The organism is Methanothrix soehngenii GP6, from assembly GCF_000204415.1.
Lineage (GTDB): Archaea > Halobacteriota > Methanosarcinia > Methanotrichales > Methanotrichaceae > Methanothrix > Methanothrix soehngenii.
In genome coordinates this window covers 2150855-2164649 of record NC_015416.1, presented here as the reverse complement: position 1 = coordinate 2164649, position 13795 = coordinate 2150855, and the positions used below count along the sequence as shown (strand labels likewise).

The 13795-nt window shown below is 52.6% G+C and carries 14 protein-coding genes and 1 pseudogene; 12 read left to right on the top strand and 3 right to left on the bottom strand.

Going from position 1 to position 13795, the window contains the following annotated elements; translation table 11 throughout:
- Window positions 1-103 precede the first annotated feature (103 nt).
- Both MCON_RS10715 and MCON_RS10710 read right to left on the bottom strand, forming a co-directional pair.
- Complete coding sequence (locus MCON_RS10715; RefSeq protein ID WP_013719986.1) at window positions 104-1498, bottom strand: class II fructose-bisphosphate aldolase; 1395 nt, start codon at window positions 1496-1498, stop codon at window positions 104-106.
- A gap of 54 nt (window positions 1499-1552) precedes the next feature.
- Window positions 1553-2491 (bottom strand): class 1 fructose-bisphosphatase, encoded by a 939-nt coding sequence (locus MCON_RS10710; protein ID WP_013719985.1) that lies wholly within the window; start codon window positions 2489-2491, stop codon window positions 1553-1555.
- 363 nt (window positions 2492-2854) lie between these two features.
- On the opposite strand from MCON_RS10710, the gene MCON_RS16940 reads away from it, so the two are divergent.
- The 12 genes and pseudogenes from MCON_RS16940 (at window position 2855) to MCON_RS10655 (ending at window position 12634) form a co-directional block, all read left to right on the top strand.
- The gene (locus MCON_RS16940; protein WP_269798798.1) at window positions 2855-3076 is read left to right on the top strand and encodes a hypothetical protein; all 222 of its coding nucleotides are present in this window, start codon (window positions 2855-2857) and stop codon (window positions 3074-3076) included.
- A gap of 54 nt (window positions 3077-3130) precedes the next feature.
- Window positions 3131-3843: pseudogene (locus tag MCON_RS10705) on the top strand (RuBisCO large subunit C-terminal-like domain-containing protein).
- Window positions 3844-3999: 156 nt separating this feature from the next.
- The gene (ahaH, locus tag MCON_RS10700; RefSeq protein WP_013719984.1) at window positions 4000-4326 is read left to right on the top strand and encodes an ATP synthase archaeal subunit H; all 327 of its coding nucleotides are present in this window, start codon (window positions 4000-4002) and stop codon (window positions 4324-4326) included.
- Window positions 4319-6352 (top strand): V-type ATP synthase subunit I, encoded by a 2034-nt coding sequence (locus MCON_RS10695; protein ID WP_013719983.1) that lies wholly within the window; start codon window positions 4319-4321, stop codon window positions 6350-6352. Before ahaH ends, MCON_RS10695 begins: the two co-directional genes overlap by 8 nt.
- A gap of 67 nt (window positions 6353-6419) precedes the next feature.
- Entirely contained in the window at window positions 6420-6686 is a 267-nt protein-coding gene (locus MCON_RS10690) for an ATP synthase C subunit, lipid-binding protein (RefSeq protein WP_013719982.1), read from the top strand.
- 28 nt (window positions 6687-6714) lie between these two features.
- Complete coding sequence (locus MCON_RS10685; RefSeq protein ID WP_013719981.1) at window positions 6715-7263, top strand: V-type ATP synthase subunit E; 549 nt, start codon at window positions 6715-6717, stop codon at window positions 7261-7263.
- A 5-nt stretch (window positions 7264-7268) separates the two neighbouring features.
- Window positions 7269-8318 carry a V-type ATP synthase subunit C gene (locus MCON_RS10680; RefSeq protein WP_048132365.1) on the top strand — a complete coding sequence of 350 codons (1050 nt, stop codon included), beginning with the start codon at window positions 7269-7271 and terminating at the stop codon, window positions 8316-8318.
- A gap of 1 nt (window position 8319) precedes the next feature.
- Window positions 8320-8619 carry a V-type ATP synthase subunit F gene (locus MCON_RS10675; protein WP_013719979.1) on the top strand — a complete coding sequence of 100 codons (300 nt, stop codon included), beginning with the start codon at window positions 8320-8322 and terminating at the stop codon, window positions 8617-8619.
- Window positions 8610-10340 (top strand): V-type ATP synthase subunit A, encoded by a 1731-nt coding sequence (locus MCON_RS10670; RefSeq protein ID WP_013719978.1) that lies wholly within the window; start codon window positions 8610-8612, stop codon window positions 10338-10340. The genes MCON_RS10675 and MCON_RS10670 overlap by 10 nt, the downstream gene beginning before the upstream one ends.
- Window positions 10341-10352: 12 nt before the next feature.
- Window positions 10353-11738, top strand: a complete 1386-nt coding sequence (locus MCON_RS10665; protein ID WP_013719977.1) for a V-type ATP synthase subunit B — start codon at window positions 10353-10355, stop codon at window positions 11736-11738.
- Window positions 11739-11742: 4 nt separating this feature from the next.
- A complete protein-coding gene (locus MCON_RS10660) occupies window positions 11743-12438 on the top strand; it encodes a V-type ATP synthase subunit D (RefSeq protein WP_013719976.1) in 696 nt (231 codons plus the stop codon).
- Entirely contained in the window at window positions 12431-12634 is a 204-nt protein-coding gene (locus MCON_RS10655; protein WP_048132363.1) for a hypothetical protein, read from the top strand. Before MCON_RS10660 ends, MCON_RS10655 begins: the two co-directional genes overlap by 8 nt.
- Window positions 12635-12644: 10 nt before the next feature.
- Here the strand turns inward: MCON_RS10655 and MCON_RS10650 are convergent, their stop codons facing one another.
- On the bottom strand, window positions 12645-13769 hold the full coding sequence (locus tag MCON_RS10650; protein WP_013719975.1) for an ATP-NAD kinase family protein: 1125 nt from the start codon (window positions 13767-13769) through the stop codon (window positions 12645-12647).
- Window positions 13770-13795 lie beyond the last annotated feature (26 nt).

Below are 13795 nucleotides of genomic sequence, written 5' to 3'. Positions count from 1 at the left end.
ATGCGGGATCTCCTGAAAAGAGAGCGTCTGGGAGTTCCCCAGATCATTCCTGATGTTCTCCAACACAGCCGCATTTATGCCGGCATTGCTTAATTGATAACTTTTAGCCCTTCAGCATCTTCGGCATTTCCAGCGGCACATCCGCAGGCTTGATGAATTGATCCAGCACTGGCCGGGTGCCCATAACCATGAGCTTATCGAATAAAAAGGCGAATTTGCCTTCCAGTTCTGCGCAGATCTCATCCCGGACGTCAGTCGGCAGCTGCCACAGCTCAGGCTTGAACGGTCCGAAGCCCTTCTTGCGGGTCTTATAGATGAACTGCTCTTCCGTATCCTTTTCCTTCCATTCTCCTTTCAATTCTCCCCGCAGGTGATCATAGATCTTAGACCGCAGCTGGCCAGGGAAGCTCCTGCTATCATAGATTATGTTCTGAAAGCCTGTCGCCAGGTGAATCTCGGCCGTTCCGGTAGCTGGAAAGCGATCAAAAGCCTCATCTGGAAGGGTTGATGCCCCGTGCTGAACCGCCCCTGAGAGGCCGTATTCGGCGCGGGCGGTCTCCGAGAGCTTCTCCAGCACCTCAAAATCGATCTTAACCTTAGCCACTGTGCCGTCGGCCAGGGGCACGCCGCCATGGGTCGTCCCGGTCTGCACGCTGATCTTGCTGATTCCCTTTAAAGCCGGTCCACGCTTTTTGAGCTCTTCCAGGTAGCCGTCCATGAATGTCTGCAGCTCCTCGACTGTGCTGTTTTTGCCGCCAACCTCACCGATCTCCCCACCCACGGAGACGGTTATGCCTTCCGGCTCCAGATCGCGAATCAAGGCAGTCAGCTCCGCCGCCAAGGTGTAGTTCAATCTCTGCTGATCTTTGATGGTGGCCTTAGATAGATCAACCAGGGTGGAGGTATCGATGTCGATATTGTAAAAGCCGGCCTGGATGGCTTCCCGGATCAAATCCTTGACCGACTGGGTCTCCTTTTCCCCGTCCGCGGCGAACTTTTTGGCGTTTATCTGAAAATGATCGCCCTGCAGGAAGACCGGGCCCCGCCATCCGGATTTGATCGCTGCCGCCAATACGGCACAGGCATACTCCCGCGGCCTTTGCTTGGTATAGCCTATCTCCGAACGGGCGATTTCGAAAATGACCGGACCAACATTGCCTTTCATTGACGCCCTGAATACCGCTTGCGCCACGTGGTAAGTGATGCCCCGGATATTTATCGCTGGAACGGTAAACCCGCTGACCTCTTTTCTGCCCATGGCCTCATACAGGGATTGGATCGATGCAGGCAAAATTCCCATACTGGCAGCGCCCCGACGAATCAGATATGCCGCTGCTTCTTGAATAGCCGGGTCGGGGCTGAAGACGGCAGTATAGATCAAATCATCGATTAGCTTTTCTCTAAAACTGGGCTCATTCAGGACGCGAACATCACCCTCTTGACAGGTGAGTATGGATTCGCATCCCCTTTTCAGCTGATCTTCATTCTGGTAAATCATTGCTGCACCTTTCCCTCTAATGTATTTATTATTTATATGTTAATTATAACTCATTTACTGCGACAGGAATTCTCTCGCCATGGTCACTTCCGTCCTCGAACCGATATAGATGGGCGAGCGCTGATTAACTGAATTCACTTTGAGGGATAGTATATCGTCTTTCCCATCAGTTGCCATGCCTCCTGCCTGCTCCACAATAAAGGCCATGGGCTGAAGCTCAAACAGCAACCGCAGCTTTCCCTGAGGCGATTTTTTCAGTGCCGGATAGGTGAACAACCCTCCCCTCTTGATGATGACCTGATTAATATCGGGGACGAAACCACCGCTATAGCGCAGCTTGTAGCCATCTGCCTCCAGCTTATCGATATACCTATGATGGCTGTCCGTCCAGTCTTTGCGCAGACCGCCAGGGGAAAAGATGGATCCTCTCTCATTGAGCCTGATATTCTCCTCGGACAGGACATACTCTCCTTCGCGATCCAATACGAACTCATGCACGCCCTTTCCTGCAGAGTAGATCATGGTGATGAGCGGGCCGTAGGTGATATAAAGAGCGGCGACCATCGAATTTTTGCCGCAGTCGAATATTGAATTTCTGTGGATGCCGATGATCGTCCCAATGGCCAGATTGGTATCCACCAGGGAAGAGCCGTCCACTGGATCAGCGGTGACAATATACTGTTCCTGCCCTTGACCGATGGTGATGATATCCTCCTGCTCCTCGGAGGCATACTCGCGGACAAATCCGGAGTTCCGCAGCATATTTTTCAATATGTCGTCGGAGATGCGGTCCAGCGCCAGTTGGTCCTCGCCATAAACGTTTTTGAAGCCGGCCAGCTTTCGGTTTGATTCGTGGATCTTTGCAGAGATATACTTGCCAACAACAGCAATCTGCCAGATGAGCCGCCGCAGTTCCACCTCGATGCCACTCATCCACATGTGCCGCCTCAGATCAACGATAAATCGAGTATGATTATTTATGCCGTCAACCATGGATTCTCCTCGATATCTTTTAGCAGTCTGCAAGTTTTTCCTCGATAATAAAGATGTTGCCCCATACTGAAAAAAATGTATTATCGATTCTCTAATTGCCGTTTTTTGATGAATGTGAATCGCAAATTCTCGGTATCTTTGCAGAAGTACTTGTATTTGCCAGAGATATCTATCTGCGGAGTCGGCCAATGAAGCCTAATGCTATTAATAGCGAACGATCTTGCTCGGTCTGATGGGTGGCTATGATTGATGCCAGGAGCGGTAATGGAACTTGCTGCAAAATATCATGTTGAAACCGACCTTCCCATCTAAAAGGCGGCGGAGGCCATTGCTGCCGAGCAGCCGACCGGCAACTGGACCGATGTGCGGGGCCAGGACAATCCGTTGGCCGCGCGGGTGATATCCGTTCAGGGCAGTGAGGTCGAGATCGCATTTCCCGATGATCTCTTCGAGCCGGGAAACGTCCCCCAGTACCTCTCGGTGGTGGCAGGAAACCTCAAGAAGGTGCGCCTGCAGGATGTCATCTTTCCTCAGAGCATAATCCGGGCGCATAAGGGTCCCCGGTTCGGGATAGAGGATGCATGAAGGATTCTGGGCGTCTACGACCAGCCCCTCGTCGGCACCATCGTCAAGCCCAGGATGGGCCTGGTCAAGGACGACGAGGCCCTCACCGATCAGGGCTTTTGCCCCCTTATTCTCAGGCTGGAGGCGGTCATGTCCGCTCTGGGCCGGGTGGAGAAGGAGACGGGCAAGAAGGCCTTCTATGCAGTAAGTGTCACCGCTGGGGCGGACAGAATCCTGGAGCGGGCGGAAGAAGCAGTGGACCATGGGGCCAATATGGTCATGATCGATGTCCTCCCCGCAGGCTTCTCCTCCCTTGAGCCCCTTTCCCAGAACCTGAACGTCCCCATACATGTGCACAGAACCTTGCAAGGCGCCTCTGCCAGGGACAAGAGCCACGGCATCTCCATGCTGGTCATAGCCAAGCTGGTGCGCATGGTGGGAGGCACTAACCTGCATACCGGAAGCTGCATGGGCAAGATGTCTCTTGAGAGGGAGGAGAACGACCTGTGCCGCGACGCTCTGCGAGAGGAATGGGTAGCTATAAGAGGTTCTTCCCCGTGGCCTCGGGCGGGATCTATCCAGCAAAGGTCCACGGGAACCTGGATGGCTATGGCATAGACTGCATCGTCCAGGCAGGGGGCGGCGTCCACGGCCATCCGGATGGTACCACCGCTGGAGCGCGGGCAATGGTGCAGGCGACAGAGGCCTGGTTAAAGCATATTGACTTAAAAGAATATGCAAAAGACCACAAAGAGCTGGAAGTTGCTCTGAAATTTTGGGGATGTTAAGCGATGAGGCAATGGCCCCTCCTCTCTTCAAACCAAAACCGAAGAGTTTATATTGGTAGATGAGGATGCAAAAGAGCGTTTATCACGAGCCAAAAGTGATGTAGCGCTGTTTGAAAAACAGGAGTGGTGTAGTGAGGGAATATGTAGAGGGATCAGATGGCTAGAGACGAAATCTTATCGAAAATCAAATCGGCAGAGGCCCAATCCAGGGCTGCAGTCCAGCAGGCTCTGGAGGAGAAGGAGAAAAAAATAGCCGCTGCCACTACCGAAGCAATGAACCTCGTCAAATCCGCCGAGATTGATGCACAGGACTACTATGACAAGAGCGTTGCCAAAGCAGAGAGCGATGTAAAGGCAAAGAAGCAGTCAATCATCCAGAGTGGCGATAAAAACGTCGCCTCAATGAGCGGCAGCGCCAGTGCCAAGCTGGACAAAGCAGTTGAATATTTGCTAAAGGAGTTTATGGGGTCGTTACATGCTTAGGCCCGTTAATATGAGTCGTGTGGTCGTAGCCGGGTCAAAGGACGTAATATCTCCAGTAGTAGAAAAGCTGCATGAGTTGCGCTTATTGCACATTGTGAATTACAATGGCAACCAGCCTGAATTTGCATTGGGAAAGCCCATAGGCAAAGCCAGGGAGTACTCTGAGAACCTCATTAAGCTCAGATCGGTCACCAGGTACCTTGATATAAAGAACAAGGCGCCTGAGAAGACATATCCTGAGTCACAGGTTCTATCCGAGATGGACAATCTTCTCAATAACGTGGGGGGCGATGTCACTGCCACCTACGAGAGGATCGTTGCTATAGAAGCAGAGATCAAGTCCAAGCAGGATCAGATCAGGGCTTTAACTCCGTTATCCATATTGCCGTTGCCCCTGGAAGCTTATCATGGTTATGATTCTCTGGCGACATTCGTAGGCACTGCTGTTACGCCTGTGGATGCAGATGTAGCCCGGGTCTCTCCAGTAAATGAGATCTTTACCGGCACCGCCAAGAATGCGACTTATGTGGCAGTATTTGTGCCTGCAGAAAAGGCCAGCGAGGTATCTGCGGTCCTTTCCGAGCACGGTTTCTCTGAGATGTCCGTTCCCAAGCTCGAAGGCAGTGTTGATTCAGCTATTGCTTCACTCAATGGCAGCATAAAATCTCTGGAAGGCGAGCTAGCGCCTCTCCATAAGAAGCTTGTCGATGTGAAGAAGCAATATGAAGATCTGATGCTGGCGACGGATGAGTATCTGTCGATGCAGGTCAGCAAGACTGAGTCTCCTCTCAGGTTCGCAGAGACGGACAACGCCTTTGTGATAGACGGCTGGGTTCCTAGCGATCAGTACGGCCGGCTGAAGAGCGAGTTGGAGAGTGCTGCTGGAGGAAAGCTGGACGTCCAATTGATAGCCGACAAAGAGGCCGATGACCTTGTCAAAGGCGGCGAAGACGTTCCAACCAAGATGGACAATCCAAGCATTGTCAAGCCATATGAGTTGATCACCAGGCTATTCGCCATTCCGGAGTACAAGGAGTTCGATCCATCGCTGCTTATATTCGTCTTCTTCCCGATCATGTTCGGCATGATCCTGGGAGACGTAGGCTATGGCATTGTGATCCTGCTGATTCTGACTCTGCTAAAGAAGAGATTCAGGACAGAAGGGTGGCAGCAGCTGATCAACATCGTCATGATTGCGGGAGTATGGTCAGTCATATTCGGCATATTCTACGGTGAGATCTTCGGGCCCCTTGGCCTGTGGAACTATATGGTAGGAATGCTATCTCATCATGAGATGATTGAGCTTCAGGAGATGGGCTTGTTCTTCGGCGAAGGAACTTTCGGCCCGCTGGGAAGGCTTGGCCCGTTGGGGATCTTCCCGTTATATAGATTGGCAACGAATGCTGTTCTGCTTTTGATCGGCGTGAGTCTGTTCATCGGCGTGATCCATTGTTCTGTGGGATCCATTCTGGGAATCAAGACGGAGTTGAACTATGGCGAGAAGAGGCATGCCTATTTCGAGCGGCTTCCTGTGATGCTCTTCCAGGTGTTCTTCGCCGTGGCGCTTCTTGGATTGGTCATGGGACAGATGATCATGGTGTACATCGGTGCCGCAGTGATCGTATTATCCATAGTGATGATGGTCATGGGTCCGGAAGGCGCCATGGGTCTGGCACACGTGCCATCCTATGTGAGCAACCTGATATCCTACCTTAGGCTTCTGGCCATTGGCTTGGCTTCGGTAGGTCTGGCATATGCTGCCAACCAGCTATCGTTCTATGTCATAATGCCCATGTTGAGCGGTGGAGCGACTAACAGTGCCGATTTCTCGATACTTGCGATCATCGTAGGCATAATGGTATTGGTAGCAGTGCATTTCATCAACATTCTGCTGGGAATTCTCTCTCCCTTCATGCATCCTCTCAGGTTGCATTATGTGGAGATGTTCACCAAATTCTACAGCGCGCATGGTGGTGGAGTGGAGTATAGCCCCTTCGGACATGTCCGGAGGTTCTTGAAGGCATGAAAGCGATCTTTGAAATTAGAAATATGAGCACAGATTGTAATATTCATAAAAAGGAGGATTGAGGAAAATGGTAGTTGTAGCAGATGCGGGAATACTGTATGGATTGATAGCTGTCGGCGCTGGCCTCGCTACTGGATTAGCAGGCATCGGTGCAGGTGTTGGTGAGCAGGGTATCGGAGCGGCTGTGGTTGGTGTAGTGGCTGAGGAGCCTGGATTCCTGGGTAAGGGTCTTTTCCTCATGCTTCTGCCTGAGACCCTGATCATCTTCGGCCTCGCTGTATCGCTGATCCTGATGTTCGCCTGGACGCCCTTCTCTGCAATAGTGACACCCTGAGCTGGCCATTTCCAAAGGGTGAGAGGCAATGGCACTAGATGCAGTGGTTGAGTCGGTTCTGGCAACCAGTAAGGACAAGGTCGCTCAGATAACGAGCGAAGCGGACCTTGAGGCTGCAAGAATACTCAATGAAGCTAGGGAACGTGCCGCTGAAATCAAATCCAGGAAGGAGTCTGAGGTCGGACACGCCATAGAGGCTATCGAGCGCAGGGAGATCTCCAGCGCCAATCTCGAGGTTAAGAGATCGGAGCTTAATGTTCACAAGGATCTCCTGGAGAAAGCAAGGACGAAGCTCCTTGAGAAGATATCCAATCTTCCCAAGAAGGATAATGAGGCCATGCTTAAGAAGATGCTCGAGCCATACGATCTCAAGGATATGAAGGTCTACTCCAACAAGCGAGATGAGGCCTTCCTATCCTCTCTCGCCCCCAATTACGGCGGGAACCTGGATATCATCGGCGGCGTTGTGGTTGAGAGCGGTGATGGAGCTCTACGTTACGATTTGTCATATGAAACTCTTGCGCGTGAGGTCTTTAATAACCGCATGAAAGAGGTTTCCAAGGTACTATTCGGGTGAGGACTATGCCTGTACTACGTTTGCCGAAGTTCGGTTTACCGGTGAAGTACGCTTACATCACGGGCAGAGTCAGAGCGATGAAGACCAAGCTCATTCCTGCGGAGATGTATCCCCGCATGATGAACATGGAGATGTCAGAGATCGCACGATACCTGGAAGAGACCCAGTACAAAGAGGAAATCGACGCGCTCGCCAAGGATTACTCCGGAGTGGATCTGATAGAACACGCCACATTCGACAATATGGCGAAGACCTTCAGGAAGCTGGCGGAAGTCTCCATAGACGAGCCATCATTCCTGATTCTGGAGTATCTGAGGCGCTGGGATGTCTGGAACATCAAGACACTCCTGCGAGGAAAGTTCTCGGGAGCCTCCGACACAGAGATCATGAAATATCTCGTGCCTGCGGGCGAGCTATCCCCAGAGCACCTCGAGGAGCTGGCGAAGAAGGATAGCATTCAGGATATCATCTCCGCCTTTGATGGCACCGATTATGCCAGCGCTCTGGCACAATACGATGGCAAGAATCTTGCATCTCTGGAGAATGCACTGGACAAGCTCTATTACTTCAGGATGGAACGCGCTGTAGGCGGCACATTATCGGTAGGAGGAGGACTGCTGCTCAAATACGTTCGCAGGGAGATAGATATCAAGAATCTGATCACTCTCTTCCGGATGAACAAAGCAGGCATCGATGCAGCCGTAATACAGGAGAACCTTATTCCTGGAGGAAAGCTGCACGATGAGCTGTCCCGCATGGCAGGTCAGCCTTTTGGCGAGTTTCTGCGCGGATTGGAGGGATACCCCTTCTGGTCGTCAATATCCGATATCGCAACATCAGATCTTGACGCCGTTAGCAGAGTCGAAGCCAGGTTAAAGGCTTATCTCATACGGTATGCATGGGCTCTTTCCAATTATCATCCGCTATCCATCCTGCCGGTGCTCGGATATATGGTGAGCAAAGAGACAGAGGTTTCCAACATCAGAAAGATCGTTAGGGGCAAGGAAGCTGGACTCCCCTCTGAACTCATAGAGGAACAAGTGGTGGTGGCCTAAAATGGAGATTGCTTTTGTAGGTGGAAGCGAGAGTGTCCTCGGGTTCAATCTGGCAGGAGTCAAGAAGTCATATGCTGCCAACACGGAAGATGAGATGGTCTCAAAGATTGGCGATGTCATGGCCGATTCCAGTGTTGGAATTCTGGTGTTGAAGCAATCGGATTATAATAAGCTGCCCAAGAGGCTTCAGGAGCAGTTATCCGAGTCTATCAAGCCTACCATGATTACCATCGGAACCGAGCAGAGCACAGAGATGAGAGAGAAGATTAAAAGGGCAATAGGTGTTGATTTATGGAAGTAGGGAAAATTAAGCGAGTCGCCGGACCACTGGTTCAGGCCACTGGCCTGAAGGCTTCCATGTACGACCTGGTATTGGTCGGCGAGGAAGGCCTGATGAGCGAGGTCATCGGCATTTCCGGCAATAAACATATCATTCAGGTATACGAGGATACGGGCGGCGTCAGGCCTGGCGAGCCCGTCAAGGAGACAGGCGCTCCTCTCGTAGCACAACTGGGACCAGGCATTCTGACCCAGATTTACGACGGTATTCAAAGGCCGCTACCCAAGCTGGCAGAGGCATCGGGAGATTTCATCAGCCGGGGTCTGTTCGTAGACGGCATCGACCACAAGAAGAAGTGGGAGTTCAAGTCCGTAGTGAAAAAGGGCGATACGGTCAAGCCCGGCCAGGCCATTGGCGAGGTCCAAGAGCAACTTCTTATCAAGCATAAGATCATGGTCCCACCCAACCTAAAGGGCGGTGCCATCAAAGAGATCTATGATGGAAACTTCACCGTTGATGAGACCATTGCGGTCTTGGATGACGGAACCAAGCTCTTCATGATGCATAAGTGGCCGGTAAGACAGGCCCGACCAGTTACAGAAAAACTGGCACCCACCATTCCTCTGAGAACAGGACAGAGGGTCATAGACGGATTCTTCTCCCTGGCCAAAGGCGGAACGGCAGCCATTCCCGGCGGATTCGGCACCGGAAAGACGGTTATGCAGCAGACCCTGTCCAAGTGGGCAGATGTCGACATTGTGGTCTATGTGGGCTGCGGCGAACGTGGCAATGAGATGGCCGACCTGCTCCATGAGTTCCCCGAGCTGCAGGATCCCAGAACCGGCAGGCCTCTGATGGAGAGGTCCATCGTTTACGCCAATACCTCCAACATGCCTGTGGCTGCTCGTGAGGCTTCTGTTTACACAGGAATGACCACCTCAGAGTATTACAGAGATATGGGCTACGATGTGCTGATGACCGCTGACTCCACCTCCCGGTGGGCAGAGGCCATGAGAGAGATGGGCTCTCGTCTGGAAGAGATGCCTGGTGAGGAAGGCTATCCCGCATACCTGGGTGCCAGACTTGCTGACTTCTATGAGCGTGCCGGGCGTGCCGAGGTTTTAAATGGCGGACAGGGTTCCGTTAGCATTGTAGGCGCCGTGTCCCCGGCCGGCGGAGATTTCACCGAGCCCGTTACTCAGAACACACTGAGAATGGTCAAGGTATTCTGGGCTCTTGACTCCAAGCTGACGCAGCGCAGGCATTTCCCGTCCATCAACTGGCTGGATTCCTACTCGCTATACGACCTGGACCTCGAGCCCTGGTTCGTAGAGAACGTCAGCGCTGACTGGAACAAGAACAAGAGACGGGCCATGGCTATACTGCAGGAGAACGCCGAGCTGGAAGAGATTGTGATGCTCGTAGGATCCGATGCGCTGCCTGAGGATCAGCAGGTCACACTGGAAGTAGCCAGGATGATCATCAACTTCTGGCTGGCACAGAGCGCATTCCACCCGGTTGATACCTTCTCTCCCTACAAGAAGCAGTTCGACCTGTTGGAAGCCATCCTGAAGTACAGGGACTACGCCTTCGAGGCAGTCCAGAAAGGCATACCTGTTGGGCAGATCACATCTGTTCCATCCAAGGATGCTCTGGCCAAGGTAAGACTGGAAGCTGAGTATGAGCCCATACTGGCAAAGGTTCTGACTCAGATGGATGCCGAGTTTAAGGCGCTGAAGTGAGGAGGGTTCAAAATGACAAAGGAATACAAGACGATTACTGAGATCTCCGGACCACTCATCTTCGTGGAGAAGACCGAGCCAGTGGGCTACATGGAGCTCGTCGAAATCAGAACTGGCGGAGATCTGAAAAGAGGACAGGTGCTGGATTCCTCTGATGACATCGTGGTTATTCAGATATTCGAGGGAACCGGTGGTCTGTCCAAGGATTCTGCCGTCAGTTTCACCGGAGACGTCATCAAGATGCCATTGTCTCCCGCCATCGTGGGACGCGTTCTGTCCGGATCTGGAAAGCCCAGAGACGGCGGCCCTGAGATCGTACCCGATGTATTGAGAGATATTGCAGGAGCTGCCATCAATCCAGCTTCCCGTGAGAAGCCTCGTGCATTTATCCAGACGGGCATCTCAACTATCGATGGCACAAATACCCTGGTGCGCGGCCAGAAGCTGCCCATCTTCTCGGGCGCTGGTCTGCCTCACAACGATCTTGCTCTGCAGATCGCCAGGCAAGCCAAGGCCCTTGGTGAGGCCGAGTCCTTCGCAGTTATCTTCTGCGCCATGGGCATCACCAACGAAGAGGCTCAGCACTTCCTGGCTGACTTCGAGAGAACTGGCGCTCTGGAGAGAGCAGTCGTTTTCCTCAACCTGGCCGATGACCCGGCTGTGGAGAGGATTCTCACCCCCAGGCTGGGGCTGACCACCGCCGAGTACCTGGCATTCGATCTGGACATGCACGTGCTCATCATCTACACCGACATGACCAACTATTGCGAGTCGCTCAGACAGATGGGTGCTGCTCGTGAAGAGGTGCCCGGACGACGTGGCTACCCAGGTTACATGTACACCGACCTGGCCTGCCAGTACGAGAGAGCAGGGATCATCAAGGGCAAGAAGGGATCCATCACCCAGTTCCCCATCCTGACCATGCCCGGCGACGACATCACCCACCCCATTCCGGACCTGTCCGGATACATCACCGAGGGTCAGATCCTCATCTCCCGAGAGCTGCACAGAAAGGGCATCTATCCGCCCGTTGACATAAGGCCTAGCTTAAGCCGGCTGATGAACTCCGGTATCGGAAAAGGCCATACTCGAGAGGATCACAGAGCAGTGTCCGATCAGCTCTATGCTTATTATGCAGAGGGCAATGATCTGCGCGGCCTGGCGGCTATCGTGGGCAAAGAGGCTCTCTCTGAACGCGATAAATTGGTCCTGGAGTTCGCCGACAAGTTCGAGAGAAGATTCGTCAACCAGAGCAGAGATGAGGATAGGTCCATATTCGAGACCCTCCAGATCGGATGGGATCTCCTGGCCGACCTTCCGGAAGCAATGCTCACCAGGATTGACGACAAATACATCAAGCAGTATCATCCCAAGTACGCAAGCACGGCGAAGAAGTGAGATCATGCCCGTAATTCCTGGAACGAAACCGACCAGGGCGGTCCTGATCGCTCTCAAGAAACGAATGAAGGTAGCTCAAACTGGCCACTCGCTCCTCAAAATGAAGCGAGACGGCCTCATGATCGAGTTCTTCGAGGTGCTGAATAAGGCCAAGACAGTCCGGAAAGAGCTGGTCGAAGCTCTGCTCATAGCTGAGCAGAGGCTTCAAATGGCCATGGCCATCGAGGGAACAGTTGCCATCGGAAGCGTGGCCTACTCCCTGCAAAAAGAGCCAACCATCCAGCTCGAGTCCCGAAACATCATGGGCGTAGTGGTTCCCAAGATCGAGGCTGAAGCCGTGCAGAAGAAGATGTACGAGCGAGGCTACGGCGTAATTGGGACCAGTGCTGCAATTGATGAAGCTGCGGATGCCTATGAGGTCCTGCTGGATAAGATCATCCTGGCTGCAGAGGTAGAGACCGCCATGATAAGGCTCGTCGAGGATATCGATAGCACTAAGAGGCGTGTCAATGCTCTGGAGTTCAAGGTGGTTCCTGACCTCAAGCTAACCATCAAGTTCATCTCCATGGCCCTGGAGGAGATGGAAAGGGACAATCTGGTCAAGATGAAGATGCTCAAGGGCAAGTCCGAGAGGAAAGCCGCAGCAGAACTGGCCAAGAAGGAAGCGGAGATTGCAGCCGCTGCCATGGCTGATGCGTAAACCTGAAGCAATGGGCAACTGGTTTGAGCGAAAATCTGAAGACTGGTTTGGGACGCCTGAGAAGAAGATGCGTCTTCTGCAGTGGTTGGTGTATATCACCAACCTCTACGTTATTTTTGGGATATTTGTGCTGATCTGGCTACTCTATGGTGAGTATATAATTCAGGCCTGGGAGCACTTCACCAGCGCGAGTTAACCATATCACTCTACAGTCTGGAAGCTGCTAGGGTATCCTTCATCTGAGCAATTCTATAGCCAGTCACCACCTGCCTCTTTCCGGCCAGAGATTCATCCAGATCCTCGTCTCCTGTATCCACCAAGAGATAGGGTATCTCAGCCAGCTTATGAGGGGTGGAGATGATTATCAGCTTATCTATGCCCACCCTGCGGATCACCTCAGCGCTCAGCTGCTGATTTCCTCTGCCCAGTATGAAACCCTGCGCTCCTATGGGAGAGATGATGATCATGACCCTGGTCTCTCGGTCAAGCAGCTCCAGAAGGTCCTGCTCAGAAGCATCCGTGATCATCAGCCTTCCGTCCTTGACCACATCCACCCCCAGAAGGGTCTTCTCCAGACCAAGGATATCCGCTATCCGGCTGGTAGTGGTTCCTGCTCCGATTATATAAGCTGAGCCATCTCTCATGAACTCGCTGGCGAATAAGGCGATCTGATCTTTGAACTCATCCTCCTGGTCTGAGCTATAGATCCTTTTTCGCTCCGCTACCAGAACGGGGAGGTAGGGAGTCTTGGCCAGAGCATACAGCTTTGTCTGGAGAATCCCTGCACGATAGAGCTCCTCGTCCACATCCACGATCTCCGTATCCCTTAGATTCAGCTCTCCATTTAGAAATCGTATCACCAAATCAGCTGCTGCCTGTGGGCTGGCGGCAAATACCCCGGAATGCATCTTTACACCAGCTGGAATTGCAAGTATCGGGGTGCTGCCTGCTATTCCCGCCACGTCCCGGGCGGTGCCATCGCCGCCACAAAATAAAATGAGATCCACCCCCTCATCCAAAAAAGCCTGGCAAGTCCTGATGGTGTCCCTGGAGCTGGTGACGGGCAAAGCGGAATATACCACCTTATAGTCCAGGCCGCACTCTTCTAGACAGCTTTCGCCCATAGAGCCGCTGGCAGTAAAAAAGAGAATGGCATCCCTCTCTTTGGAAAGGAGATCAAGGCACGCTCTGGCCCTCTCCATCGCCCTAGGCCTAGCTCCCATAGCTATTGCCTCCTCTGCCAGCCCGTCCGTCCCTTTGAGGCCTACCGGCCCGCCCATGCCGGCAATGGGATTGACCAGAAAGCCAATGCGCCCTTTACCGGCTGCCATTATGTCTTGCTCTTCCTCTCAATTCT